At 63.6% G+C, this 25,882-nt stretch carries 26 protein-coding genes and 4 pseudogenes; 16 read left to right on the top strand and 14 right to left on the bottom strand.

Features of this window, described 5'->3' with window-relative positions:
• Positions 1-902: 902 nt before the first annotated feature.
• On the bottom strand, positions 903-2,243 hold the full coding sequence (locus ASE61_RS17685; protein WP_061969063.1) for an ATP-binding protein: 1,341 nt from the start codon (positions 2,241-2,243) through the stop codon (positions 903-905).
• Entirely contained in the window at positions 2,240-2,902 is a 663-nt protein-coding gene (locus ASE61_RS17690) for a response regulator (RefSeq protein ID WP_061969064.1), read from the bottom strand. The genes ASE61_RS17685 and ASE61_RS17690 overlap by 4 nt, the downstream gene beginning before the upstream one ends.
• A 110-nt stretch (positions 2,903-3,012) precedes the next feature.
• Here ASE61_RS17690 and dsbD point away from each other — a divergent pair, with 110 nt between their 5' ends.
• The 5 genes and pseudogenes from dsbD to ASE61_RS17715 all read left to right on the top strand — a co-directional run bounded on the left by dsbD (position 3,013) and on the right by ASE61_RS17715 (position 7,765).
• The gene (dsbD, locus tag ASE61_RS17695) at positions 3,013-4,803 is read left to right on the top strand and encodes a protein-disulfide reductase DsbD (RefSeq protein WP_061969066.1); all 1,791 of its coding nucleotides are present in this window, start codon (positions 3,013-3,015) and stop codon (positions 4,801-4,803) included.
• Positions 4,804-4,851: 48 nt separating this feature from the next.
• On the top strand, positions 4,852-5,502 hold the full coding sequence (locus tag ASE61_RS17700) for a DsbA family protein (RefSeq protein ID WP_061969068.1): 651 nt from the start codon (positions 4,852-4,854) through the stop codon (positions 5,500-5,502).
• 49 nt (positions 5,503-5,551) lie between these two features.
• Positions 5,552-6,211: pseudogene (locus ASE61_RS17705) on the top strand (L,D-transpeptidase); the annotation flags it as partial.
• A 52-nt stretch (positions 6,212-6,263) separates the two neighbouring features.
• Positions 6,264-7,574, top strand: coding sequence for a bifunctional sulfur transferase/dioxygenase Blh (gene blh / locus ASE61_RS17710; protein ID WP_061969071.1), 1,311 nt, complete (start codon positions 6,264-6,266; stop codon positions 7,572-7,574).
• Positions 7,571-7,765, top strand: a complete 195-nt coding sequence (locus ASE61_RS17715; protein WP_413813542.1) for an ArsR family transcriptional regulator — start codon at positions 7,571-7,573, stop codon at positions 7,763-7,765. Before blh ends, ASE61_RS17715 begins: the two co-directional genes overlap by 4 nt.
• A gap of 426 nt (positions 7,766-8,191) precedes the next feature.
• Here ASE61_RS17715 and ASE61_RS17720 read toward each other — a convergent pair whose 3' ends face one another.
• The 8 genes and pseudogenes from ASE61_RS17720 to ASE61_RS27240 form a co-directional block, all read right to left on the bottom strand.
• Positions 8,192-9,958 carry an ABC transporter ATP-binding protein/permease gene (locus ASE61_RS17720; RefSeq protein WP_082617514.1) on the bottom strand — a complete coding sequence of 589 codons (1,767 nt, stop codon included), beginning with the start codon at positions 9,956-9,958 and terminating at the stop codon, positions 8,192-8,194.
• Between the two features lie 34 nt (positions 9,959-9,992).
• Positions 9,993-12,113, bottom strand: coding sequence for a glycoside hydrolase family 3 N-terminal domain-containing protein (locus ASE61_RS17725; protein WP_244492893.1), 2,121 nt, complete (start codon positions 12,111-12,113; stop codon positions 9,993-9,995).
• Between the two features lie 441 nt (positions 12,114-12,554).
• A complete protein-coding gene (locus tag ASE61_RS17730; RefSeq protein WP_061969073.1) occupies positions 12,555-13,274 on the bottom strand; it encodes an SOS response-associated peptidase in 720 nt (239 codons plus the stop codon).
• A gap of 11 nt (positions 13,275-13,285) precedes the next feature.
• On the bottom strand, positions 13,286-13,504 hold the full coding sequence (locus tag ASE61_RS17735; protein ID WP_061969074.1) for a hypothetical protein: 219 nt from the start codon (positions 13,502-13,504) through the stop codon (positions 13,286-13,288).
• A complete protein-coding gene (locus tag ASE61_RS17740; protein WP_156407140.1) occupies positions 13,504-13,749 on the bottom strand; it encodes a hypothetical protein in 246 nt (81 codons plus the stop codon). The genes ASE61_RS17735 and ASE61_RS17740 overlap by 1 nt, the downstream gene beginning before the upstream one ends.
• A gap of 14 nt (positions 13,750-13,763) precedes the next feature.
• Positions 13,764-14,057 carry a hypothetical protein gene (locus tag ASE61_RS17745; RefSeq protein WP_061969078.1) on the bottom strand — a complete coding sequence of 98 codons (294 nt, stop codon included), beginning with the start codon at positions 14,055-14,057 and terminating at the stop codon, positions 13,764-13,766.
• A pseudogene (locus ASE61_RS17750) lies at positions 14,054-15,340 on the bottom strand (ATP-dependent helicase); the annotation flags it as partial. The gene ASE61_RS17745 and the pseudogene ASE61_RS17750, both read right to left, overlap by 4 nt.
• A 16-nt stretch (positions 15,341-15,356) precedes the next feature.
• Positions 15,357-16,361 (bottom strand): annotated as a pseudogene (locus ASE61_RS27240) (YihY/virulence factor BrkB family protein); the annotation flags it as partial.
• 573 nt (positions 16,362-16,934) lie between these two features.
• On the opposite strand from ASE61_RS27240, the gene ASE61_RS17755 reads away from it, so the two are divergent.
• The 4 genes from ASE61_RS17755 to ASE61_RS17770 all read left to right on the top strand — a co-directional run bounded on the left by ASE61_RS17755 (position 16,935) and on the right by ASE61_RS17770 (position 19,078).
• Complete coding sequence (locus ASE61_RS17755) at positions 16,935-17,234, top strand: PepSY domain-containing protein (RefSeq protein WP_061969080.1); 300 nt, start codon at positions 16,935-16,937, stop codon at positions 17,232-17,234.
• Between the two features lie 36 nt (positions 17,235-17,270).
• Positions 17,271-17,807: a general stress protein gene (locus ASE61_RS17760; RefSeq protein WP_061969082.1), complete on the top strand. Its 537-nt coding sequence runs from the start codon at positions 17,271-17,273 to the stop codon at positions 17,805-17,807.
• Between the two features lie 483 nt (positions 17,808-18,290).
• On the top strand, positions 18,291-18,824 hold the full coding sequence (locus tag ASE61_RS17765) for a hypothetical protein (RefSeq protein ID WP_061969084.1): 534 nt from the start codon (positions 18,291-18,293) through the stop codon (positions 18,822-18,824).
• Between the two features lie 38 nt (positions 18,825-18,862).
• Positions 18,863-19,078: a hypothetical protein gene (locus ASE61_RS17770; RefSeq protein WP_061969085.1), complete on the top strand. Its 216-nt coding sequence runs from the start codon at positions 18,863-18,865 to the stop codon at positions 19,076-19,078.
• A 619-nt stretch (positions 19,079-19,697) separates the two neighbouring features.
• On the opposite strand, the gene ligD is transcribed toward ASE61_RS17770, so the two are convergent.
• Positions 19,698-20,633: a non-homologous end-joining DNA ligase gene (gene ligD, locus ASE61_RS17775; RefSeq protein ID WP_320409879.1), complete on the bottom strand. Its 936-nt coding sequence runs from the start codon at positions 20,631-20,633 to the stop codon at positions 19,698-19,700.
• Between the two features lie 210 nt (positions 20,634-20,843).
• Between ligD and ASE61_RS17780 the strand changes: the two genes are divergently transcribed.
• The 3 genes from ASE61_RS17780 (at position 20,844) to ASE61_RS17785 (ending at position 21,725) form a co-directional block, all read left to right on the top strand.
• Entirely contained in the window at positions 20,844-21,065 is a 222-nt protein-coding gene (locus ASE61_RS17780) for a hypothetical protein (RefSeq protein ID WP_061969089.1), read from the top strand.
• A gap of 11 nt (positions 21,066-21,076) precedes the next feature.
• Positions 21,077-21,343 carry a hypothetical protein gene (locus ASE61_RS26590; protein WP_156407141.1) on the top strand — a complete coding sequence of 89 codons (267 nt, stop codon included), beginning with the start codon at positions 21,077-21,079 and terminating at the stop codon, positions 21,341-21,343.
• A gap of 127 nt (positions 21,344-21,470) precedes the next feature.
• Positions 21,471-21,725: a hypothetical protein gene (locus ASE61_RS17785; RefSeq protein ID WP_061969091.1), complete on the top strand. Its 255-nt coding sequence runs from the start codon at positions 21,471-21,473 to the stop codon at positions 21,723-21,725.
• A gap of 37 nt (positions 21,726-21,762) precedes the next feature.
• On the opposite strand, the gene ASE61_RS26595 is transcribed toward ASE61_RS17785, so the two are convergent.
• From ASE61_RS26595 to ASE61_RS17800, 3 genes are read right to left on the bottom strand one after another with little or no spacing between them, the layout of a single operon-like run.
• Positions 21,763-21,954 carry a hypothetical protein gene (locus ASE61_RS26595; RefSeq protein WP_156407142.1) on the bottom strand — a complete coding sequence of 64 codons (192 nt, stop codon included), beginning with the start codon at positions 21,952-21,954 and terminating at the stop codon, positions 21,763-21,765.
• 38 nt (positions 21,955-21,992) lie between these two features.
• Entirely contained in the window at positions 21,993-22,499 is a 507-nt protein-coding gene (locus ASE61_RS17795) for a ferritin-like domain-containing protein (protein WP_061969096.1), read from the bottom strand.
• A 39-nt stretch (positions 22,500-22,538) separates the two neighbouring features.
• Positions 22,539-22,817, bottom strand: a complete 279-nt coding sequence (locus tag ASE61_RS17800) for a hypothetical protein (RefSeq protein WP_061969098.1) — start codon at positions 22,815-22,817, stop codon at positions 22,539-22,541.
• Positions 22,818-23,542: 725 nt separating this feature from the next.
• On the opposite strand from ASE61_RS17800, the gene ASE61_RS26075 reads away from it, so the two are divergent.
• The 4 genes and pseudogenes from ASE61_RS26075 to ASE61_RS17820 all read left to right on the top strand — a co-directional run bounded on the left by ASE61_RS26075 (position 23,543) and on the right by ASE61_RS17820 (position 25,823).
• Positions 23,543-24,016, top strand: coding sequence for a PAS domain-containing protein (locus ASE61_RS26075; RefSeq protein WP_082617518.1), 474 nt, complete (start codon positions 23,543-23,545; stop codon positions 24,014-24,016).
• Positions 24,001-24,231 carry an HWE histidine kinase domain-containing protein gene (locus ASE61_RS26080; protein WP_082617519.1) on the top strand — a complete coding sequence of 77 codons (231 nt, stop codon included), beginning with the start codon at positions 24,001-24,003 and terminating at the stop codon, positions 24,229-24,231. The genes ASE61_RS26075 and ASE61_RS26080 overlap by 16 nt, the downstream gene beginning before the upstream one ends.
• A gap of 46 nt (positions 24,232-24,277) precedes the next feature.
• Positions 24,278-24,537 (top strand): annotated as a pseudogene (locus tag ASE61_RS17810) (transposase); the annotation flags it as partial.
• Positions 24,538-24,723: 186 nt separating this feature from the next.
• A protein-coding gene (locus ASE61_RS17820; RefSeq protein WP_244492894.1) for an IS3 family transposase occupies positions 24,724-25,823 on the top strand; the annotation gives its coding sequence in 2 pieces (ribosomal slippage) (positions 24,724-24,985 and positions 24,985-25,823; 1,101 coding nt in all).
• Positions 25,824-25,882 lie beyond the last annotated feature (59 nt).

A 25,882-nucleotide genomic window follows, 5' to 3' on the forward strand; every position in this document is an offset into this window, starting at 1 on the left:
CAAAAGACAGAAGCGTGGGAAAACGAAAAAAGCCCCGCCAGCCGGAGCTGCCGGGGTCAGGTAATCGTGGTGTGAGGGTGAGCCCGCCACGCGCGGAGCGTCACGCCGGTTCCCTGTCCGCTGGATTTCGGAGAAAGTGGGAGCGTCGGAGGCCGCAGCGCTATGCGGGCCTCGAGGGCGAACAGCGGTTACCGCCTTGGATCTCGAGGGCAATCGCATTGCTCTCCGGCAGCAAGGAAGCGCACGGCAGCTGAGGAAATAGCGAGCCGCAGAACGGTGCGGCCGGCAAAGATGATCTTGCCGGCTGCGCCGAAGAGCTAAACGCATTTGGTTGGTAGCGAGGCTCTCTCCGACCGCGAGGTCGTTTAGCGCCAGTTGCGGACATTGGGAGCTTACCCAGAAGCTGACGTTCGCGAGGGATAAGCGGCGGATCTGAGGACGACCGTCCTGCAAGGGGGTATCCTCTGCCGTCGCCGAGTGGACGTTAGATTTCGGGAGCGACGAGTAGGTCTTGAATGGCCAACCCGGAGCTATCGAACACGGTGATATCGGCATCAGCATCCTGCCCAACACCTCGCCGGTTAGATCCGTCCGGATGCGGGCGAGCGCCGCGACTTCGTAGCGGGCCTGGTGGCCAGTTCCAAAAATGGCAAGCATGGAGGCGTCGCGGCGCGCCAATAGATCGGTCGCGACCGCGTCAGCCTCAGCCGTGTGGTAGGCGTTGGGCGGAAGGCAGAAAGGCGTTCGATCGTTTAGCCGAGGCCAGCTGCGCGGCGTGTGTCACTACGTCTGCTCAGGCAAAACCGGGATCATCTTGTTCGTCTTCTCTACTTTCTACGACTGAACCGCTCGACAGGTCCAATGCGGTCGGATCAAGCAGCGAACATTGGCTACGCAGCAAGTCAACTGCGGGAATCGGGTGACATCTGAAGCGTTGCTTCCAGGCCGCCATGGTCGCCGCGGTTGGCGAGACGGAGTTGTCCGCCCATGCGCCGCACGGCAGCATCGGCGATCGCCAACCCAAGTCCGGTTCCGATCGCGCTCTTGTTGCGGCCGCGGAAGAAGCGCTGCGTGACGAGGGGGATTTCATCCTCTGGAATGCCCATACCCTCGTCTTCGACCACGATCCCGTTCCCGGCCGCAGCCTTGCGCCAGGTCACCATGCCGCCTGAGGGCATGTGCCGCACAGCGTTGTCGTGGAGGTTGCGAAGGGCGAGCGTCAGCAGTTCGCGGCTGACGACCACGGTCAGCTCCCTGAGCGCGGGTTCGATCGTGACCGAAATGCCCGCTTCGGGAGCGGGGGCCGTGGCCGTGATCTCGTCGAAGACGTCACCGATGATGACGGGCTCGCGAGCCTGCGGCTCGGCATTCGCGTCGAGCTTCGCGAGAGCCAGCAGCTGGCGCGCGAGGCGCGTGGTCCTGTCGACGGAGAGCACGATCTGCTGCAGCGCCCCCTGTCTGACCTCCGGGGCGGCGGCGCTCATCGCGATCTGGGCCTGCATCTTGAGCCCTGCAAGCGGCGTCCGCAGCTCATGCGCCGCGAAGGCCGTGACCTCCCGTTCGTGCCGCCGGGCCGCCTCGACCTTGGCGAACAGACCGTTCAGTGCCTGCGTCAGCGGCTTGACCTCCGCTGGTGCGCGCACGGGATCGATCGGGCTCATATCGTCGGCGTCGCGCCCGCCGACATCGCGGGCCATCGTCCGCAGCGGCCGCAGGCCTCGCCCTAGGCTGATCCAGATCAGCAGGGCGAGCAGCGGTGCGATCAAAAGGGCTGGCGCCAGCAGCCCTTTGATCAGATCGGAGACGAGGCGGTCGCGCAGGCCGAGCCGGTCTCCGACCATGACCCGCGCGCCCGTGGCGGCATTGGCGATGGTGTAGATGCGCCAGGTCTCGCCATCGACGACGCGGTCGGAAAAGCCCGCCACCGCTTCCGTCAGGCGGCTATCGGGCGCACCGCTCGACCGAGCCATCAGGCGGCCGTCCAGCGACCAGATCTGGCACGAAAGCTGGCGCTCATAGCCCGCCCCTTCTGCGGGCAGGCTCGGAAGGACGGCAGCGGGGGATGTCATGTCGGCGCTGGCAACGAGCGAATTCACCATCCGCGCCGCCTCCTGCAGACGGGTATCGAGGACGTGCTCCAGCTCCCCGCGCGTCCCAGCGTAGATCCACAGGACGGCCGACAGCCAGATCACCCCGGTCGCGCTCAGCAGGATCGCGAAGAGGCGCCCGCGCAAGGAGGTCATGACGTCACCCTGATCCGGTAGCCGAGGCCTCGAACCGTCTCGATCACGTCACGGCCGATCTTGGCCCGCAGGTGGTGGATATGGACTTCGACCGCATTGCTCTCGATCTCCTCCTGCCAACCATAGAGCCGATCCTCGATCTCGGCCTTGGAGCGCACCGTGCCGGGCCGCTCCAGCAAGGCCGCCAGCACCGAAAACTCGCGCCGGGACAGTGAGAGAGGCACGCCGTGCAGGGCGACCGACAGATTCGACGGGTCCAGCATGATGCCTGCGGCGGCAAGGCAAGGCGACGCCCGCCCCGAGCCACGCCGGGCGATGGCTCGGACGCGGGCACCGAGCTCGTCGAGGTCGAATGGCTTGCCGAGATAATCGTCCGCCCCGGTGTCGAGGCCGCGGATGCGGTCGGATGTCTCGTCCATCGCCGTGAGCAGCAGAACGGGGGTCTGGTTGCCCGATCCGCGCATCTCGCGCAGCAGATCGAGGCCCGAGCCATCCGGCAGCATCAGGTCGAGCACGACCGTATCGAAGACAGAGGTGGACAACGCGGCGCGCGCATCGGCGCATGTCCCGACGCAGTCCACCGTCATGCCGGCGAGGCCGAGCCCCACCTTGAGCCCATCGGCCAGAACCGGATCGTCCTCGACCACGAGAATGCGCATGTGTCGGTATCCTCCCTCGCATCATCGATCCCGGCGATCAGGCAGCCCAGCCTTAAGGCTGGCTTAAGCTGCGATGTCGAGATGGCGGCCTCAACCGATCGAAGGTCGCCATGCACCGTCCGTTTCTCGCAGCGCTCGCCAGCCTCGCCCTCTGCCTCATGGCGATGGCGGGCGTCGCGTCCGCCGCCACGCCGCGCCCGGCCGACGAGGTCTTTCGCCTCGGCGTGGATCGCGCTGCCGACCTTAGCCTCATCCTCACCTGGACGGCCTTGCCGGGCCATTACCTCTATCGCGAAAGCCTGAAAGCGCAGCGGCAGGACGGCACGCCATTGACGCTTTCCACTGAGGCCGGCGAGCAGAAGGACGATCCCAATTTCGGACTGACCGAAATCTATCACGGCCAGACGCAGGCCCGCATCGCGGCCAGCGACGCGCCGGCAACAGGCACGCTTGTCGTGACCTATCAGGGCTGTGCCGAGCAGGGCGTCTGCTATCCGCCGATCGTCAAGGCTGTCGATCTGGCGACGGGTGCCCTGTCGAAGGCGCAGTCCACCTCCGTCCCGGACACCTCGCCGGCTGTCGCTTCCTCTCCCAGCAACGCAGCGACAGCCGTAGCACCGGCCGGTCTGTTCTCCGGCAGCTTGGCGTTGACGCTGGCAAGCTTTCTCGGCTTTGGCCTGCTCTTGTCGCTGACGCCGTGCATTTTTCCGATGATCCCGATCCTGTCGGGCCTGCTGGCTCAGACGGGCGCGCAACTGTCGGCCAGGCGTGGTTTCGTCTTGTCGGGGGCCTATGTGCTCGCCATGGCCTCGGCTTATGCCGCCCTGGGCGTCGCCGCGGCGATGTCAGGCCGCAACCTGCAGATCGCTTTGCAGACACCCTTGGCCCTCGGGCTGATGAGCCTCGTCTTCGTCACCCTGGCGTTGTCGATGTTCGGCCTTTTCGATCTGCAGCTTCCGCAGGGTTGGAGCACGCGGCTTGCGGGAACCGGCCGCGGTCGCGGCGGCTCGCCGGGCGGTGCAGCGATGCTCGGCTTCAGCTCGGCGCTGATCGTCGGTCCATGCGTGACGCCGCCGCTGGCGGCCGCGCTGCTCTATGTCGCGCAGACCGGCGACATGGCGCGCGGAGCGGCGGCGCTGTTTGCGCTCGGCCTCGGCATGGGCCTGCCGCTCGTGCTGTTCGGCACGTTCGGCGCTCGCATCCTGCCGCGGTCGGGCCCATGGCTCGTCAAGGCGAAGCAGGGTTTCGGTTTCGTTTTCATCGGCCTCGCCATCTGGATGCTGGCGCGCGTGCTGCCGGCCGGCATCACGCTCTTGCTGTGGGGCCTGCTGGCGATCGCGGCCGGCGCCTGGTTCGGTGGCTATTCGCTGATCCGCGACCATCTGCGCCTGCTGCCGCGTTTCGCTGGGGCAGTTCTTGCGCTGTACGGCCTGGTATTGGTCGGGGCGGCTGCGACGGGGCGACCGGATCCGTTACGCCTCGCGGTCTTTCTCGACGGGGCCGGCGCGTCGGAGCCGGCTGCGGCAATGGCGTGGGCAACGGCGAGAGTCGTCTCCACGCCCGCCGCCTTCGATGTTGTGCTCGCCGAGGCCCGGGCGGCGAAGCGGCCGATCCTCGTCGATTTCACCGCCGACTGGTGCACAATCTGCAAGGAGATCGACCGCGGCGTGATGCGCGATCCCGCCATCAGCGCCCGCCTCGACAGGCTCACGATCATCCGCGCCGACCTGACCGTCTATGGCAGCGAGGGGCAGGCCCTGATGGACCGCTTCGGCGTCGTGGGCCCGCCGACCCTGCTCTTCATCGATGCCGGCAGCGGCCGCGAGGTCGATGGAGCCCGCACGACGGGCGCCACCACCGTCGACGCCTTCGCGGCGATGCTCACGAAAGCCGGTGCCTGACACCGCCTCTCCCCTCGCATGTCCATCTCGTCACCCCTGGAGCTTGCCATGAACCGCAGAACCTTCATCTCCCGCTTCGCTGGATTGAGCGCCTCGGGCGTTCTCGCCACGATCTGGCCCGCACTGCTGGGAATTCCCTCTGCCTTGGGCCAGGACGTCGACATCAACGCCATCCTCAACGACCCCGAGGCGCCCACCGCCGGCAATCCGAAGGGTGACGTCACCATCGTCGCGTTCCTCGACTACAACTGCCCTTTCTGCAAGCAATCGGCGCCCGATCTCGTTCGCATCGTCAAGTCCGACGGCAGGATCAGGCTCGTCTACAAGGATTGGCCGATCCTGTCGGAGGCCTCGGTCTATGGCGCGCAGCTTGCGGTCGCAGCCCACTATCAGGGCAAGTACGACGCCGTGCACCATGCGCTGATGGGCATTCCCGGCAGGCGGATTTCCAAGGAGAGGATGCTGGAAGCCGTGAGGGCATCGGGCGTCGACATGGTCCGCCTTCAGGCGGATCTCGACGCCAAGGCGGACGCCATCACCGCGCTGCTGCGGCGCAACCTCGCCCAGGCTGACTCCATCGACCTCCAGGGGACGCCGGCCTATCTCGTCGGCCCGTTCCGGACCTCGACGCTGGATTATGCCGGCTTCAAGCAGGTCGTGGCCGATGCGCGCGCCAAGCAGGCGGCGAAACAGAATTGATCGCCGTCCTCGCATCGCCGGCCACCCTAGCCTCATCGGAAAGATCAGAATGATCCGCGCCCCACGAGCGGCGAAGCCGCTCGCCGTCATCGCCTTGCCGCTGCTGATCGCCGCCTGCACCACGGTCCAGCCGCAACCGCCTGCAACGGCCTCCTACAGCGCCATCCCGCCTCACGTCGCGCAGCGCTATGCCGCGATCGAGACCGAGAAGTTCAAGGTGCCGGCGGTCGATCTCAACGATCTCCAGCCCCGCAATATGCGTCAACTCGTCGACTACCCGACGAAACACCGGCCCGGGACGCTCGTCGTGGATCCACATCAGCGCTTCCTCTATCTGGTGCAGGAGCATGGCAAGGCGCTGCGCTACGGTGTCGGCGTCGGCAAGGCCGGCCTCGAATTCACCGGAACGGCGACGGTCCAACGCAAGGCGCAATGGCCGCGCTGGACACCGACGCCCGACATGATCCGGCGCGATCCGCGGCGCTACGCGAAATGGTCGGGCGGCATGGCTGGCGGCGAAAGCAACCCGCTGGGCGCGCGTGCGCTCTACCTGTTCAAGAACGGCAACGACACCCTCTACCGGATCCACGGGACCAACGAGCCCGAAACGATCGGCGAGGCCGTCTCTTCCGGATGCATCCGCATGATGAACCAGGACGTCATCGACCTCTACAACCGCATCCCGAGCGGCTCGAAGGTGGTCGTTCTCTGACGCCTGCAAGTTGCTGATATACATTCGCGGCGAGTCCTGGAGGCCGGCCATGCACCCCATCAAGATCACGGAAACACTGTCGATCGCCGGTCAGCCGGCTCTGGCCGACTTCGTGCCTCTCGCTGCGCAGGGCTTCAAGGCCGTCGTCAACGTTCGGCCTGCTGGCGAGGAGGCGGGACAGCCGGGCTCGGCCGCCGAGAGGAAGGCGGCCGAGGATGCCGGGATGGCCTACAGCTTCATTCCGGTGACCGGCCCGACCATCACCGAGGCTGACGTAACGGCCTTCCGCGCGGTGGTCGCGCGGGCGCCGGGGCCAGTATTCGCACACTGCAAAAGCGGCACCCGCGCGCTGACTCTTCATGTGCTGGGCGAAGTCCTCGACGACCGTCTGTCGGCCGATGCGGTCGTTGGACTCGGCCAGACGTTCGGTTTCGACCTCGCCGGCGCCAAGGCCTGGCTAGACCGTCGTGCGGCCCGGGCGCCACAGGTCACCGGCTTCTACGAGCCGAGGAGCGGCAGCATCCAGTACGTCGTCACCGACCCGGCGACGAAGGCCTGCGCCATCATCGATCCCGTGCTCGACTATGACGAGAAATCCTGCGCGACCGCCACGACCCAGGCCGACACCATCCTCGCCTTCGTCCGTGAGAAGGGCCTGCGCGTGGATTGGATCCTCGACACCCACCCCCACGCCGATCACTTCTCCGCCGCGCAGTATCTCAAGGGCAAGACCGGCGCGCAGACCGCGATCGGCGCGCAGGTCGTCGCCGTGCAGAAGCTCTGGAAGGATCTCTACAACCTCCCGGATCTCGCCGCTGACGGCTCGCAATGGGATCGGCTCTTTGCCCATGGTGAGCGGTTCAGGCTCGGCTCGCTGGAGGCCTCCGTGCTGTTTTCGCCAGGACACACGCTGGCCTCGATCACCTATGTCATTGGCGACGCCGCCTTCGTCCACGATACGCTGTTCATGCCCGACGCCGGCACGGCGCGGGCCGATTTCCCCGGCGGCAGCGCCAGCGCGCTCTGGGCTTCGATCCAGGCCATTCTCGCGCTGCCCGACGAGACGAGGCTGTTCACGGGGCATGACTACCAGCCCCACGGCCGCGCGCCGCGCTGGGAGAGCACGGTCGGCCAGCAGAAGCTGACGAACCCGCACGTCGCCGAGCAGGACGAGGCCTCGTTCGTCGCCCTGCGTCAGGCGCGCGACAAAACGCTCCCCATGCCCAAGCTCATCCTGCATGCGCTGCAGGTGAACCTCCGCGGCGGTCGCTTGCCTGAGCCGGAAGCGAACGGCCGGCGTTATCTCAAGATCCCGCTCGATGCCTTCGACGGAGCGGCCTGGGACGAGACGGCGCCATGACTCAGGTGCCGATGAACCTGGCGGAGCTGGCGAGCCGGGTGGCGGAGGTCGCCGGCCTGCTCAAGGCGCTCGCCCGTCCCAGCCGACTGATGCTCGTCTGCACGCTGGTGGAGGCGGAGTATGCCGTCGGCCAGCTCGAGAAGATGCTGGACGTTCACCAGCCGACGCTCTCGCAGCAGCTCCGATGTTGAGGGGAGCCGGCATCGTCGAGACACCACGCGAGGCCCGGCAGACCTTCTACCGGTTGACCTAGCGGAAGGTTGCAGGTCTTGTCTCGGCGCTCATACCATCTTCTGCGCGCCGAAGCCTGTTCTATGACCGCCCATTGGCCTTGCCTACCCGCCGTTCCTGATAGAGGGCGCTGCTCAAGTCAGAAGTCGGTCGGCATCGGCCTCTCCGAACTCGTCCGCAAGGGGCTCATGCCACAAGCGCGAGCGCGCCCACAGTGAAGCCGACGAGCACCTCGGGAATGCTGTGCGCGCGCAGCTTGACGCGGCTGATCCCGCTGGCAACCAGGAGCAGGACTATCCTGAGCACCGAATTTGACCGGTTTGTCGCCGGAGGAGGAGGCCGCCTTCGGAGGCCGCTTTGCCGGTGGCTTCTTGGAGCGGCTCTTTTCAGGAGCGGCTCGCGGTCCGAGGGACATGCTGGAGGTGGATGCTGTGCTGGAAGAAATGATGGCCGATATCGCCGCCGGTGCTGACAATGGTACACTGGCTGAGCTTGGCCGCGAAGGCCGCCAGCAATGCGGCGCGGCTTTTTTCGCGAACGGCGCCCAGTGAATCATTGAGAAAGACCCATCGTGGCGTGTGCAGGAAAACGCGCGCGAAGCCGAGTGTCTGCTGCTCTTCCAGCGACAGATGCCGGTCCCAGTCGGCGACGCGGTCGAGGTCTTCCACCAGACGGTCGAGGCCGACCGCGTGGAGCGCGCTGGCATAGTGCTCGTCCGTATGGTCTTGCGCGTCGGCGGGATAGGCCAGCGCGATCCTCAGCGTGGCGCGCGGAAAATAGGGGCGCTCGGGCAGGAACAGCATGTCGGCTCGCGGCGGCAGGCCGATGCGGCCGTCGCCCCAGGGCCAGAGCCCGGCGAGGCTCATGAAGAGCGTTGTTTTCGCCGCCGCGCTGTCGCCCTCGATCAGGACATGCTCGCCGGCCTTCAGCTCGATCCTGCTTTCCTCGATCGCGGCGCATTCGACGAGCGAGCCGGGCAGATAGGCTTCCACCTGTTCGAGGACTAGGACGCCGGCCGGGGCTTCGTAGAAGGTGATCCGGTGCTGGTCGGCGTGCAGCTCCTCGATACGCTGGAGCCTGTCGCGCAGGGCCATGATCCGAAACAACGTTGCCCGCCAATCCGCGATCTTCGAGAAATTGTCGACGAACCAGCGCAGGGCGTACTGGACCTGGTTGAAGGCGCCGACCGCGACCATCAGGGTTCCGAGGGAGAGCCGGCCGCCGAAATAACCGGGCGACGCGATCACGAAGGGCGCGGCCATGGCGAGCCAGCCATGGCCCGACGTCACCCAGGTCAGCGAGACGATGCCGTTGGCGAGCTGGCGCGCCAGCGATTGGACTTTGTGAAAGGTCTGATCGAGATGGGCGCGCTCGTCGCTTTCACCCTGATAGAGCACGATGGCTTCCGACCGCTCGGCCACCTTGATCAGGGACGCCCTGAAATCGGCCTCGCGCGCATAGCGCTCGGCGTTCAGCGCGATCAACGGCCGGCCGACCCGCCATGCCAGCCACGAGCCGATGGAGGCATAGGCGATCGCGCACCAGACCATGTAGCCGGGAATGGTGAAGTCGCCATGGCCGAAATTGAACACGACCTGCGTCGAGAGGATCCAGAGCACGCCGATGAAGCTCACCAGCATCAGCGAGGCCTGCAGCAGGCCGTTGCCGAGATCGACGGAGAGCTCCGTCAGGTGGCGGGCATCCTCGTGGATGCGCTGATCGGGATTGACGCCGGCCTCACCGGCGAAGGCGAGCAGATAGGCGCGCTTAGGCTTCAGCCATTCGTCGAGCATGTCCCGCGTCAGCCAGCCCCGTAGCCTGACCTTGCCGACTTCGGTGAGCCAGGCCTGGGCGACGACGAGCAGGAGGAGCGCGCCGATGAGCGACAGAAACACCAGGAGCTGATGGCCGAAGGCTCCCAGGTCACGGTTCTGAAGGGCATCGTAGAGCGCGCCCTGCCAGTTGTTCAGCTGGATCTGGAATACGGCATTCGTCGCGATGACAACGATGCTGCCCATCGGCAGGAACAGCAGTGCCAGCCGGCGCGGCGAGGCGCGCATCGCCTTGATGAGGATCCAAAGCTGGTGCAGGACGCCGCTTGCCGAAACGTCCAGCGCGGAAGCGGCTGCGGGCGGTGTCGGGCTCCCGTCCATCGCGGCGCTCAAGGCTCGACCACCGGCCCGGGCATCAGGCGACGCTCGGGGGCGGGTTCACCCGCAATTCGAGCATCTGCAACTGCGCCGGGTCGGCGCTTGACCCGACAAAGACGTCGAAGAGCCCGGGTTCGAGCAGCGGTTCGAGATCGGCCCCCAGGAAGCGAAGCTGGTCGGAGGAGAGCGTGAAGCGCACGGTGTTCATATCACCGGGGGCAAGCGCGACCTTCGTGAAGTCCTTCAATTCCAGCTGAGGCCGCGTGATCGAGGACACGACGTCGCGGATGAACAAGAACACGGTGTGCTCGCCGGCCACCGCCCCCGTATTCTTGACGTCGACCAGGATCTCGGTGGCTTCACCCGCGGTGATCGTCCATCTGGTCGCGCGCGGATTGGTCAGGAGGAACGTCGTGTAGGACAGGCCGTGGCCGAACGTGAAGCGGGGGTCGTTCGGAATATCGAGATACTTGCTGGAAAAATGCTCGGTTTCCAGCCTTGGACGGCCTGTCGGACGCTCGGCGTAGAAAATCGGGATCTGCCCGACATCGGCGGGCCACGACATCGAGAGTCGACCGCTCGGATTATGAGCACCGCTCAGCACATCGGCAATGGCGCCGGCACCTTCCGAGCCCGGATGCCAGACCGCGAGGATCGCTTTGGCGCCTGCGGCGAGCCAGTCCGGCAAGATCAGCGGCCGGCCCGAGAACAGCAGGACGATGACGGGCCGGCCCGTATCCAGCATCGCCCGCGCCAGCTCCTGCTGAGGCTGGGGCACGCCGGGATGAGCCCGGCTGCTGGCTTCGCCTGCCATGTCGACCCGCTCGCCGAGGCACAGGAGAATCGCGTCGCTCTGACCCGCTTCCCGACGCGCCGCTTCGAGACCGCCGTCCTTGGGCTGTTCGACGTGGCTGCCGGTGGCGGCCGATATCGCGGCCTTGGGAAAGGCTGTCTTGAGCCGGTCGACCAGCTCGGCGACGCGCTCGTCGGCCGCCGGCTCCGAGGAGCCTCCCACGATTTCGCCGAAAGGGCCAACGATCGCGATGGAGCTCAGGCTATTCTTGAGCGGCAGCGTGTCCCCGGAATGGGTCAGGAGCACGATCGACTTGCACGCGGCCTCCCGCGCCAGAGCTCTGCGCGCCGGCTGGGCGCCGATGGCCGCGACGGCCTCTGGCGAACCGCATCGGCGATAGGGATCGTCGAACAGGCCGAGTTTCAGCTTGAGCAGCAGGATGCGCCGCACCGCTTCGTCGATGCGTGCCATGGTGATGAGACCGCGATCGAGCGCCTCGGGCAGCCCATCGACATAAGCGCCCTTGCCCATCATGTCGATGTCGACACCTGCATTTAACGCAAGCGCGGCGGCCTCGGGCTTGGCTGCGACGCCGTGCAGCAACAGCTCGGCGATGGAGCTCCAGTCGCTCACGATCACGCCCTCGAACCCCCAGCGCTCGCGCACCAGGCCTCGCAGAAGCGGCACATGAATGGACATCGGCGTGCCGTTGAGATCGACGAAAGCCGGCATGATGCAGGCGACGCCAGCTTCGACTGCGGCCTTGAACGGTGGCAGGTAGACTTCGTGCAGCAGCCGCTCCGACATGTCGACCGAGGCATATTCCCGGCCGGCGAGGACCGCTCCGTAACCGGCAAAATGCTTCGCGGTCGCAGCGATCGCCGTCGGCGAGGCGAGATCGGCCGTCTGGTAGCCACGCACCTTCGCCTGGGCGACCCGTTGGCCGACAAGGGGGTCCTCCCCCGGCCCTTCGAGCGTCCGTCCCCAGCGCGGATCCCGCGCTATGTCGATCATCGGAGCGAAGGTCAGGTCGATGCCCTCGACCGCGCATTCCTCGGCCGCCACGCGAGCCGTCGCTTCCCACAGCGTTGGATCGAAGGCCGACGATTCCCCAAGCGGGATTGGGAACATCGTTCTCAGCCCATAGAGAACATCCAGCGAGAAGAAGAGGGGAATCCCGAGGCGCGAGCCCTCGACGGCGTGCCGCTGCGCATCCCGGATGCGCTCCGGCCCAACCAAGTTCAGGAGGCTGCCGACCTCACCGTTCTGGATGGCGGCGGAGGTGACGGGGGCCGAGGCCGGGCCCGTCTGTACCAGCTCGCCGCTCAGCATGGTGAGCTGTCCGACCTTCTCCTTCAGCGTCATTCCGTCGATGAGCTTTTCGATCCCCTGGCGATCCATCGGCGCTGTCATCGACCGTTCCTTCAGAGCGCAGGCATCTCAAAGTCATCCCTCATAAAACAAAATGGGTCAGGATGCCGTTTACCGCCATAGGCACTCGCGGGCATTTTTACTGCACCAGCCCCTCAACGACGACGGCAAGCAGGATGTCGTCGACGACCGGTTGAACTCGGCCACGCAGTTTTCCCTTTCCGGCAGCGATGGCCAACCGTTGCGTTGGGTTGCGACAACCGGACGCTCCAGACGTCGGCTATGAGTCAGCTTAAACCCCGCTGTCGTCTCCCGAAGCGCTCGCCGGGAAGCAGACATTCCCGACGTCCGCTATGGGCCAGAGGCGGTCGCGGAGTTCCCCCCGCGACCGATGTCGCTAGGGTGCTTTTGATCTGCGATGGATCGATCGTCCACTCAGAAGAGGGTGCCCTGCCTCGGCGGTGAAGGGGACGGGACATTAGCCTCCATCTCGACTGGGGCAGCTGTTGCCGGGTCGTCATCGCCGACACCTGTCTTGTTCATCCGGCGATCGACGATCCACTCCTGGAGCTCCGGTGGCGGGCGCATCAGAACCTCCTTGCCGGCCAAACCATCCAACCATGTTTCAAAATCATCTGGATGCAGCATCGCCGGCATGCGAGTATGGATTTTCGACATCCAGTCGTTCGCGTCCCGCGTGATGATGCTCGCGCTGATGATCTCCTCGCCATTCTCGTCGCGCCAGCGCTCCCAGATGCCAGCGAACGCGAGAATGGCGCCCTCCCTTGCGCTGATGAAATGGGGCGTCTTGTTTTTCTCCTCGCCCGTCCACTCGTAGAAGCCGCTAGCAGGGATGATGCAGCGGTTCTTCACATAGGCGCGCTTGAACAGGCTGTTGGTGTCGATGCCCTCAACGCGGGAATTGATATGCGGCTTGATCTGCTTTGCGGTCCCCTTGTGCCAAGGGGGGATCAGACCCCAGCGTGCCTTGCATAGTTTCCGACCGGCATCGGTCTTGACCAGGATATCGATCGTCGTCGTAGCGGCGATATTGTATCTGGCCTGCAGATTACGGGCGGGTGCCGGTTCGGTGAGAGGCTGGCTGAAGGCGTAGATCTCGCCCCAGGTGTAGGCTTGGCTGAACCGTCCGCACATGCGCTCCGCTCCTATTGGATCGGTGAGACCTGAGCCTGCGCCTCATTCGCCTTGGCCAGCATGGCCTCAAGCTTCGCGAATATCTCCGGCGAGAACACCAGGTTCATCACCTGGCCGCTGGCCATCGCGAAACTGATCACCGTCTCGCCTTGCGGATCGGTCGTCAGCGCGATCCGCTTCACGTCAGCCACGTCGAGATCGATTTCCGGCAGTTCCGTCGGCTCGGCCATCAATCTTGATCCTCAACGGGGCGCCAAAATTCGTCGGGCTTGGCTCGCGCAATGGCCGTGTCGTCGATGAAGTGTTGTTCCTGCAGCCTGGCTACTATCAGGGCGGTATCAAGGAAATAGGCCAAGGTACCAAAGCCGCGGGTGGTTGCTTCGTTCTTCAGCGCCTCGATCCGATCCACTAGGTCGTCAGCCCGGCGCATCGGAATGGGCGGCACTCCTGATCCGATCCTGACCGCATCCGCCATGACGCTGGCCCTCCCTAGTCAGGGTATTCGCCTGCAAGCCGGTCATACAAGTCGACTTCCGCGGCATCAGCTGCCAGGGCCGCCTCGAGCTCATCCCCCGGCGCAATAACACCCCCGAAATGAGCGTGGAAGGCCCGCGCGAAGCGGGCCCTCTCGAATGCCACGCGGATCACTCCTTCGGACATCGTCCCGAGAACGCGGAAGCCGATCTGCCAGTCGCTGCACCACGCTTCGATCCGGCGAAGGCGTTCTGCGGCGGACACCTTATCCAGCTTGAGTTCGACTTGGTGCGGCCATTGCGCGGTCATCGCCACATGCCTCGCATTTTGGCCCTAACGTCGATCTTCGGACCGCCGGATGGTGCCCGAGAGGCTTCCGCAGCTGCGATCGGCCAAGCCACTCGCTCGAATTGGCCCAGCAGCGCGTTGGGGATAAAGCGTGTCCGGTTGGCGTAGACATGGCGGTCGCCGGTCGCCGACTGCCCGTGCGTGAAGAAGCGCTGCGGCACGAGGAGATGCAGATCGTCCTTGGCTCGTGTCATCGCGACATAGAGCAGCCGGCGCTCTTTCTCGATCTCGTCCCTGGCGCCGGCGCCGAGATCAATCGGGATGCAGCCGTCGACCGTGTTCATGACGAAGACCGACTTCCACTCCTGCCCCTTGGCGGAATGGATCGTCGACAGGATCAGGTAGTCCTCGTCGAGATGCGGCACGCCGGCCTGGTCGCTGGTCGCGTCCGGCGGATCGAGCGTCAATTCGGTCAGGAAGCGCTCACGCGACGGATATCCAGCCGCGATCTGTTCGAGCTGCACGCGATCGGCCTGACGGGTGCTGGCATCCTCATGAATCCGCTCCAGGTGAGGCTCATAACAGCGACGGGCCCGCTCGATCTCAGCCGGCCAGCCGGCTGTGCCGGCGCGCAGTTCGCTGATCGCGGAGACGAACGAAGTCCAGTCGTCGCCAGACCGCGGCGGAGCAGGCGCGTTCTCAAGAGCCTCGAGGGGCTTTGAAGCCTGGGCCACATGTTCAAGGACGCGCTGGGCCGACGTCGGGCCCACGCCCGGCAGGAGCTGCAGGACCCGGAAGCCCGAGACCTTATCGCGCGGGTTTTCGACGAACCGGAGCAGCGCCAAGAGGTCCTTGATATGGGCGCTGTCGAGGAACTTGAGACCGCCGAATTTGACGAACGGGATATTCCGGCGTGTGAGCTCGATTTCGAGCGGTCCGCTGTGATGTGATGCGCGGAACAGTACGGCCTGCTGCTTCAGCGTCGAGCCGCCTTCGCGGTTCTCCAGCACCGTCTCGGCTATGAAACGAGCTTGATCGGCCTCATCCCGAACATGCACGAGCTTTGGCGGCGATCCGTTCGCGCGGTCGGTCCAAAGGTTCTTGGTGAAGCGCTCGGCTGCGAGGTCGATCACGGCATTCGCGGCCGAAAGGATTGCGCTGGTCGAACGGTAGTTCTGATCCAGCGTGATGACCTCGGCCGGCGGCACGAAGGCTGCCGGGAAGTCGAGGATGTTGCGGACCGTGGCTGCTCGGAACGAATAGATCGATTGGGCATCGTCGCCGACGACCGTCAGGCCATGGCCATCGCCACATCCACATAAGGAGAGCGATCACGGCGCCGAGCGCGCCATAGGTTTTATTGTAATCCTCAAAGCTGGCGACATACCAAGAGAACAGCAACGAGCCGAGCAACCACGCGCCGCTCGCGAAGACAGCGCCGGGGCTGACCCATTTCCATTGGGCATCGTCACGACTGGGCCCGAACCGGTATAGTGCCGCGAGGCCGGTCATCAGGATCGCAATCAAGGCAGGCCAACGGCCGAGCCATATCAGCCATTCCGTTACATCTCCGAGGTAGAGGTAATCGAGTATGACCGGTATGGCGGCCACCGCGCCGATCGCAAGCACCGCGAACACGAGAAGGCCAAGCGTGAAGGCCAGCGAGGTCAGGTTAAGCCGGATGAAACTACGCTTCTCCTCCTCGCCATAGGCGACATTGAGCGCGTCGAAAACAGCCTTCACGCCTGCATTGGCGCTCCACGCCGATAGCCCGAGACCGATGAAGAAGGCGAAGCTGAGCTTGGTCTCGTTACCCGTCGAGATGCGCACGATCTGATCGCGTACGACCTCGATCGCGCCGCCCGGCAGCACGCCCTCCGCTCTCGAGAGCTGCTCAGCGACTGTTCCGGGATCGGCTACCAGACCGTAAAGCGATACGAAGGCCGCAATCGCCGGGAAAATCGCAAGTAACCCGTAGAAGGTCACACCGGCCGCGACCGCGAGCACCCGGTCCTTACTGACTTCGCCATATGTCCGCCAAAGGATATCGCGCCAGCCCGACGACGGGATTTCGGTGGGCGCGTCCGCATCGGCACCATTAGTAAGGTCGGAACTGCCGCGGCCGCTACCGGTGCGGCCGGTGTCCGCGAGGAGCGAGTACAATTGCACCGTAATCAACGATATCAGACCCGCCAGCGCCGCGAGCGATGCCTGCTTTACGATAGATGGCCTGCGCACATGCCTCGCCCCAAAATCCAGCAACTTCGGGGAGTCTAAAAAGTTGCACAAAGTAACGCGGAGCCTGTCAGCGCCGCCGCCACACATGCCCTCGGTCCAGCTCAGTCGTGCGGTCTGCTCTAACGCGTAGCTCGACCTTTTACGTCGCGCAGGAGACTGCCTTCTTGGCAGCGCGGCGCCGGCCACCGTCGCAATGTGGCGCGCTTCAATAAAGGGAATGGCTATAACTCACTCTCCCGAGGCTGCTCTCTCAATACGACGCCCCATGAGTTCAACAAGTTCCGCGGACCGTTTGCAGCGCTGCATCGCGTCGTCTTGCATTCATCCTCCCGCTCAATTGCATTGCCGATCAGCGTAAGGTCATCGATCGTGAAGCCGATCTCATCGACCGTACCTTTAGGATCGAGCAGCTCGGGTAGACGAGCCCTTCAGCCGCAATGATTTCGAGCAAGCGGTTGATCAACTCAATCGCCGCAGGTCAGCATCGCCTGCTCCGATCTTTTCATAGCGTTCTGATGTCATCTTAGGTTCGAGGGCAGAGACTGAGACGACAAATACGGCGCGTTGCGACGGTCATCCCGGTCCAATCGGAACAGAATCACATTCTCAAAGTTTGATACCCACTTCGCGCAACTGGCGCGCTACCAGGAGTGTTGGACAATGAAAAAAACAATTCTCGTTTCGCTGATTGCGGCTTCGATGTCATTCGGCGCCCTCGCCCAGACGAGTACGACCTCACCGATGCCGGCTCCCAAGGCTGACGCCGACAAGAACGCACCGCTCCCGGGCGCCAACAGCTTCACCGAAGGCCAAGCCAAGAGCCGGCTGGAAGAGAATGGTTATTCGAGCGTCAGCGCCTTGAAGAAGGACGACAACGGCGTCTGGAAGGGCAAGGCCACGCACTCGGGCAAGCAGGTCAACGTCTCCGTGGACTACCGCGGCAACATCACCCGCAACTGATCCGTGCCGCTCGCACCTCGAAAACTGGAGAACGAAATGACCCGCACCATCACCCGGTCTTACGACAATTACGCCACCGCCCGTTCCGTCGTCGAGCAGCTCGAGGCTGCCGGCGTGTCAGCCAGCGACATCAGCGTCGTCGGCCGCGACGGCGACACCGGTGAGACCAACGCGGCAGAGGGCGCAGGAATCGGCGCGGGCGTCGGCGGCGCCGCCGGCCTGCTCGCCGGTATCGGCATGCTCGCCATCCCTGGCATTGGTCCCGTCGTCGCCGCGGGCTGGCTCGCCTCGACCGCCGCGGGCGCTGTCGCCGGTGCCGCTGCGGGCGGCTTGGTCGGCTCCTTCGTGAAGGAAGGTCACGACGAGGGCGAGGCCCACTACTATGCTGAGACGGTTCGCCGCGGCGGATCGGTCGTCTCGGTACGCACGGCGCCCGAGCACGAGGCCACCGTTCAGGCGATTCTTGACGGCGCAACCCCGATCGACCGTGCGACCCGCGAGGCCGATTACCGCGCCGGCGGCTGGTCCCGCTTTGACGAGAACGCCGGGCCTTATCGTCCACCCGTTGTCTGACACGATCAATAATAATTGGTGGCCTCGGGAAACCGAGGCCACTGGGCTTTGCGATGTAAGAATCTGCGCCGGGCTAGAGCCGATGTTTCGCTCGCCAGCGCGGATAGTACCCGTTCTCGCTTCGGCAGGGCCGACCCTTTATGCGTTTCCGTGGCTCTGTCTTTTGACAAGGCTGGTCGCTTCACGAGGGCCTAGGGCCCCGGCATCGAATGATGCCCCGACGAAATGGAGGGTGGCTTGAGCGAGATCAATCTGATCACGAATGAAAGCCAGTTGATTCAACCCCCAATCTACGACTTGAAACCATGGACATTGCTTCGCCGGCGCATGAGCTCGCTGGCACGGGCGGAGGGACGGAAGCAGGCACGGGCATTGGGTTACCGCCCATCAAGGCGCATTTGATGCCAATGAGCGGCCGGGATAGGGCGCCGGGCCGTATTCTTGTTTCAGCGGCCTCTTGCCCTTCGATTGAGGCAGTGGCTAGTGGCGTCCGCGCTTCAGGGCATCCAAGAGGCGGACACGCCGTTCTCATCGCTAACCGACCACGTCGATCTTACGCGCGCGGAAGCTGCTCGCCAGCATCGCGGGCGGATGCCGGTGGATGCGCCAACTCATCTGGCACGTCTTCACGGATTTCTGTCTGGCTCCCAGAGTCTGTCTTCGTTGGCGGCGCTGCCGCTCCTGAACATCCGCCACACCCAAGGAGAGCGAAACATGAAATCGGATGAGGGCGAAAAAATCGGATCAAGCGGCCTCGCTCCCGCGGTCGGCCTAATCCCCCGCTTGCTCGAAATCATTGCGGCAGAAGGGTTGATCAAGCCCGAACTTCTGGATTCCCACGCGCAGGTCGATGAAATTGGGTTCACGATCGACGACCTGACGCTTATTGGGAATGCGATCGAACGCGAGTTCGATTGCGACATGATGCCTGACGAGGCGATGCAGCAATGCCGAACCGTCCGTGAACTCGTGGTGCTGATCGGCCGACGGATCCAAAGCGCGGGAACTGGCGATTGATCATTCTCAAGGGCTATCGAATCTGACACTTCGCCATAATGCCCTACCCGCTGGAAAACCCGCCGCACGCCTTCTCCATCCTCGCTGGCCGGGAGGTTTCGACCTGGTCGGAGGAGTGGAAGCACGAATGCGAGGTGCGCTTCCTCGCCGGCCTGCCGCTCCGCGAGCGGACCGATGCACTCGATGGAGTGAAGGACGGGCTTCGAGGCATGAAGAGCATTCGGGGGCGACGCGGTCGCCCATATCCGCGCTGAGATCGAGCGGTATGGTATGCTGACCAGCAAGGGCTAATCCCTCCGCTCTACTTCTCCCTGATGGGTCAGATGCACCGTAAAGCTGCGCTCGTTCACCACAGCGGTACCGGTCCATCCTCCATCCGAGCTGCGCCTTATGTCTCGCACATTCGGATACCCGCTTTTTGCGAACTTCTCGCTGGCTTCTGACTCGTTTTGCGCCGGCGTAGGCTGCATCGTTTCGGCTGGAGGCGCGTTTTGCGGCGGCCCGGTCGGCGAAATCTGGGCTTGCGCAGAAGTGCAGAGCGCGAAAGCCAGCACAGTAGCTCGCAACGACATTTCTTTCTCCTGAAAATGACACCAAGGAGGCCTCAATCGGGAGCGGCCGGTACATCCGCGACACGCCCGCCGATCGAAGACAAAGAAGCGAGCCGCCCACTGGGGGAATGAAAGGGCGGCTCGCTTTCGGTGGTCATCTTGGCAGAGGGGCCACCGCCGGCTTCTTGGTCACCCGCGAGGCCAGCGGCTCAAGAACTGCCTCGTGGTGTAAGAGTTCCCGCCGCGCACGAATTGTCCGTGGCCGCACCGTCATCGTGAGACATCGCGCTTCTCATCGACAAGGAACAGCCCCGGAGCAGCCTTAAATCATCTCGAAAACGACCGCCTGGTCCGCCTCGTCGCGCAGGCCCTTGTAGGAGGCATGTCGGAGCTTGCCGTCTTCGGTCCAGCCGCGGAAGGCGATCTCGGCAATCAGCTCGGGCTTGATCCAGCGATAGGTTCGCTTGCGCCCGGGCATGGTCAAGGCGGGCTTATCGATGGTCCTATTGTCGATCTGCTTGCGAAGCGCCATGCCGCTGGCATGCGTGAACCCCGTTCCAACGCCACCAACATAGACGAGCTCGCCGCCCTTATGCGCAGCCAGGAGCAACCGGCCGATGCCGCCGAGTGCAATCGGCGAAGGTTCATAGCCGATGATCGCGAAGCTCTCCGTCTGGATGCATTTGATCTTGACCCATTCACCGCCCCGGCCGGAGCGATATGGCGCCGATCGCCTTTTTGCAATGATGCCCTCAAGATCCAATTCGCAGGCGAGCTTCAAGAATGGCGCGCCGTCGGCGTTGACCTCCTCGCTCAGGCCTATGGAACCATGTCGCTGGACCGCAAGCACATCTGCCAGCATCTCCCGCCGCTCACTGAGCGGCCGCTCGCGAAGGTCGTGGCCATTGAGATAGAGCAGATCGAAAGCATAGAGCCGGGCCTCAGAGGCGAAGCGCTTGCCGCCGCGGCCGCCCAGGGCCTTCTGCAGCGCGCCGAAATCGGCGGCGCCTCGCTCATCGAGCACCACGGCCTCACCGTCCAGGATGGCGCTATCGAGGCCGAGCTCGAGCGCATCGTGAGCAATCGTCGGAAAGCGGTTCGTCCAGTCGTGACCGCCGCGGGTGATGATACGGACGCGCTTGCCGGCGATGTGGACCGCCAGCCGGTAGCCGTCCCATTTCACCTCGAAGGCCCAGTCATCGCCGACCGGCGGCTTGCTCTGAAGCTGCGCAAGGCAAGGCTCGACCCGCTCGGGCATCGGGTCGACGAATAGATCGCGTTCAAGCCGCTTCCGGTGCGTCGGTCCCTTTACGGTATCGACACCCAGCCCGGCCCTGAGAACCCGACGCGCACACATGGACACAACCCACTCAACGAAACGATTCGCCAACGGGCGGCGATTTGAATCGTTCCGAGGAACCGCCCTGCCCTTCGAGCAGTTGGCTCCGGATTAGCGGGAGACGCACCTATGCCGTTCGAACATGTCACCACGCCTGCGAAGCCCACGCCGGCCAACGACCGGGGCTCCCCTCGCATCGCCTCCATTGACGAATACGAGTCCGCGACAGAGCGTGTGCGCGCGCTTGCCGATTACTCCGAAGGGACGCCCCAGGCCGACGAACTGGCCGAGCTCGTACAAGCCATCATGGAGTGGGACCTAGCCCACGATGATGCGACCTCCTGGCACTGATGAAGCCGCCAATGCCCAACTATCGCTTCACCACAGACAATGGCGGCTCACAGTACGTCGACCTCGATCTCCCGAACGATATGTCAGCCAGAGTTGAGGGCAGACGAGCATTCTCAGAAGCAGCCCATGATGGGCTTGCTGATGGAGGCAGAGGCGAACTGACCTTTCAAGTCCAGCAAGCCAAGCGGATCGTCTATCGGGGCCACATCGCATTCCAGAGTACTGACCTCGACGCTCCGGTGGATGACTGGGCCGAAGACGCCCCAAATCTCTCGTAGCCCCTCCATCAAATGACATAGACACTGCCGGGCAAACGGCGCCCTATGTAAGTGCAGTTGTATCCATGCCGCTTTTGGAAATGACCGCTGGTGGCGCGCATTGACGCCGCCTTGGCGGAGACCTGTCATGCATACTGGCAAAGGCTCTTTGGTCCTGAGCAACGGGCGGAAGATTGCAGTCACATATCAGTTCGGCAGCGCGCACGATGATACCAGGGGCGGCTACCTGCTCGGCGATACGTCGGACCTTGACCCGGCTTTGCTTCACGACCGGTTGCGCGTGGAATGTGAGGACGGGGCGGACATCCTCGTTGCCGTCATGCATTCCAGCGACCGCTATCTGGCCGTTACGGGACGAGTGGTCCGTCCGGAAGGGGCATAATTACTTCGGTTGAGAGCCTCACGGGCATGGCGGCAATCTAAGCGTGTTTGCGAACTTTTTTCGCTTTGGCTTCGGCGGCCGCTTCCGATTGCGCCATATGTTCGAGCTCAGCGGAAGTGTGTTTTTCCGCGAGCTCTCGTGCCGTCGCTCCCAATCTGACTCCTTTTTGTCGGCCAGCGAGCGCGGCCGCAGCCACGGCTCGCTTCTCGCGTCCTTGCTGTTTTGCCATTGGAAATCTCCGCTTGGCTTCAGCGACTAAAGTGATGTTCACCGCTTGGCGGATGCCCCGGTCTCTTCCAGGCTGAGGAAGCGAGACGTCACGGACGGCAAGTTGTCGCCGAGCCAGGTCGCCATTGCCATTTCCTCGGCCAAGATGCGTTCGCATACAGCCTTGGTTTCCAGATCACCGCATGCCTCTGCCGTCGCGATCAGGACCCGATATGCGGCAATCTCCATATGCTCGAAGGTGTAGCTGGCCATGGAGCCCTTGATAACCTCGTCATCCATGACTGCCCCACCGAAGCCCTGCCCCATTGCCGCGAACTTGCCCATCAGGTCTTTGAGAGTGGACGTGTCCCCTCCACGCCGTTCAATGCACGACTGCAGCATGTCGCCCTGCCGGCGGGTCTCAGCCAGATGCTCTTCGATCTTTGCCTTCAGAACCGGATAGCTCTCAATGCGACCAGCTTGAGCCGTCAGCATCGTCTCAGCTTGCTTCTCCATTGCATGAGCATTGCGCAGCCACTCAAGCAGCCTGTCCTCCTTGGTCGTCATACCGGCCTCCTTGTTGAATGAGGCCGCAACTGTCCCGCTCTAACGATGTTCCGAGGTCAGCGAAATTCCATGTCGTGTCGCAGCCAGCGATTTCGGCCAGGCCGCGACATCACGGTCCAGGTGAAACAGGACGTTTTGCGTCAGGTCATCTTCATCGAGCGCCAGAGGAGCGAACGCGGCCACCATATACGCGATGCGCTCTCGCTCTTTGGCGTGGTCACACTCTGCCACCGTATCCTTCACCCTGTTCCAAACCTTCTCCAACGAAGCGTATGCGCGAGCGAGGTCCGCCGGATCGTTTAGCGACGAAAATGGCATTGCTCCTTCCTCCAAAGCCGTTTCGCGAAGGAAGATTTAGGAGGGGCCTCCAAGGCTTCAAGAGGCCGAATTCCGCTGAATGGGGCCTGCATCCGCGCCGCGAGGGGATCGATTGCGGGTCGCGTAGCTCTGGCGGCCGTGGCGTCATTATCCGGCCGATCCGCCAACCAATCGTCGCCGCTGCGAACATCCCAATGGATATGAGGATTGCGACAGCAGTAGACGTCATGGAGGCTCCGGCACAGGCGTAGGCACCGGCGGCAAACTGCGGTCGCCACCGGTTGTTCCGAAGCCCCCGCAGCACGTTCGCTGATCGCTGGCTGTGAAACGGCGCCCGTTCGTTCAACGTTCCTCGAAAACGCTTTGTCGGCCGCTGAAAAAATTTTCCCGAAGCAGGAACAAAACTATGCTTGTCCGGTTTTGCGCCCTTGAAGTCGGAAAAATTTCACGATGCAGACGTTGACGGTATGCCGTTTCGAAGCGGATTGGGGTTTCCGCGACGTGACTGGCGAGGCTTATGGGCGCTCTCCGGACATTCGGCACACATACGAGGCAGCGCAGCAAATGGCTCGTCGCATCGGCGCGCACATACAGTTCTCACCGGAAGCGGAAAGCCATTATCGAGCCATGATTGAGGGTGCTGCTGTTGACGTGGAAAGGGGGCCCGTCGCTAATAATGTCGCCAGTCGAGCGCGGGCATTTCTAAAGCGCTTTGCGTGACGGAAATGCGAGCAGCAGGTTCGAGTAATCCACCGCTGTCACTTGCTGGGGTCCATGATAGCCAGCTACCAGACCCACGCGATTGGCTAGCCGCCATTATCGACGGTTCCGACGACGCAATCGTAAGTAAGAACCTTGACGGTATCGTTCAAAGCTGGAACGGCGGTGCGACGCGGCTGTTCGGATACCGGCCCGAAGAAGTCATCGGCCAATCCATTACCATCTTGATCCCGCCGGATCGACTAAACGAAGAGCCCATGATTCTGGCCGAAATCCAGAAGGGCAACCGAGTCGATCATTTCGAGACCAAGCGGCGACGCAAAGACGGCTCGTTAGTCGATATTTCGCTGACAATTTCGCCTATCCGCGATGAGGCCGGGACAATCGTCGGCGCCTCCAAGATTGCTCGTGACATCACTGATCGACTGCGAGCCCAGGAGGAACAGCAACTCCTCATGGGCGAATGCACCATCGTGTGAAGAACCTGTTTGCGCTGGCTAAGGCGATCGTCTCGCTCAGCGCCAAGGCTCCGGTTAGCCAACCGGATGTCATCGCGAACATACAGGCGAGGCTGTCATCCTTGGCACGAGCGCACGAACTCATCCTCTCGGATCGTTCACGAGGCCCCGATTCGGGACGAGTTAATCTCCTTTCGCTTCTTCAAACGATTCTTGCCCCTGACCTGAGCCCCTGATCTTCCTCCAGATTTGAGTAGAGTCCGTCACTCACGGAGACGGACGATGCGGCGCTCACGATTCACGGAAGAGCAGATTATTGGGATGCTGAAGGGCAGGAGGCCGGAGCTGCGACGGCGGATGTCTGCCGCAAGCATGGCATCTCCTCGGCGACCTTCTACAAGTTCAAGGCGAAGTATGGCGGGATGGACGTGTCTGATGCGCGCCGGCTGAAGACCCTCGAGGATGAGAACGCCCGCCTCAAGAAGCTGCTGGCCGAACAGATGCTCGACAACGCGATCCTGAAGGATGTCGCCGCAAAAAAATGGTGACAATGCCGAATTACTAAGGTAAATTCGGAGGCCCGAGATCAGCATAATGCCCCTAGTTGCCGCGAGCGTCGCGGCCGTGGAGGGTAATGGATGAACGTTCGGGTTCGTGAGGCGGCTGTGACCTGAGCCCCTGATCTTCCTCCAGATTTGAGTAGAGTCCGTCACTCACGGAGACGGACGATGCGGCGCTCACGATTCACGGAAGAGCAGATTATTGGGATGCTGAAGGAGCAGGAGGCCGGAGCTGCGACGGCGGATGTCTGCCGCAAGCATGGCATCTCCTCGGCGACCTTCTACAAGTTCAAGGCGAAGTATGGCGGGATGGACGTGTCTGATGCGCGCCGGCTGAAGACCCTCGAGGATGAGAACGCCCGCCTCAAGAAGCTGCTGGCCGAACAGATGCTCGACAACGCGATCCTGAAGGATGTCGCCGCAAAAAAATGGTGACGCCCGATGCGAAGCGGAAGGCGGTGGCTCATGCTTGCACGGTGCATGCAGTGAGCCAGCGTCGGGCGTGCCTGGCCTTGACGATCGACCGCTCGACGGTGCGCTACATGAGCACCCGGCCGGACGATGCCCTGTTGCGCGAGGCGATGAAGGCCGTGGCGGCGGAGCGCCGGCGGTTCGGCTATCGCAGGATCCACATCATGCTGGACCGCCAAGGCATCGTGATGAACCAGAAGAAGCTGCGACGGCTCTATCGCGAGGAGAAGTTGCAGGTGCGCCGGCGTGGCGGCCGCAAACGGGCACTGGGCACGCGCAGGCCTATGCTGGTGCCTGATCGGGCCAACGCACGCTGGAGCCTTGATTTTCTGTCCGACACGATCTCGGACGGTCGCCGCTTCAGGGTGCTCGCCATCGTCGACGACTATACGCGCGAGTGCCTGGCACTCGTCGCCGACACCTCACTCTCGGGCCTGCGCGTGGCTCGCGAACTGGATGGCGTCATTCGCCTGCGCGGTCGGCCGGGGACGATCGTCTCCGACAACGGCACCGAGTTCATCTCGATGGCGATCCTGCGCTGGTGCCAGGATACCGGCGTCGAATGGCACTACATCGCTCCCGGCAAGCCGACGCAGAATGCCTTCGTCGAGAGCTTCAACGGACGCTTCCGGGACGAGTGCCTCAACGACACGCTGTTCTCGACGCTCGTCGAGGCCCGCAGCGCCATCACCTCATGGAAGGAGGATTACAACCGGCACCGACCCCACTCGGCCCTCGGCAACCTCACGCCCGCCGAGTTCGCCCTCAAATCCATGCTGGAAAAACAGGCCGCCTGAGGCCAGAAATGAAACCCAGGACTCTCCCTCAGACCGGAGGAGAAAAGGGTCTCAGGTCA

The organism is Allobosea sp. Root670, assembly GCF_001429415.1.
Classification (GTDB): domain Bacteria; phylum Pseudomonadota; class Alphaproteobacteria; order Rhizobiales; family Beijerinckiaceae; genus Allobosea; species Allobosea robiniae.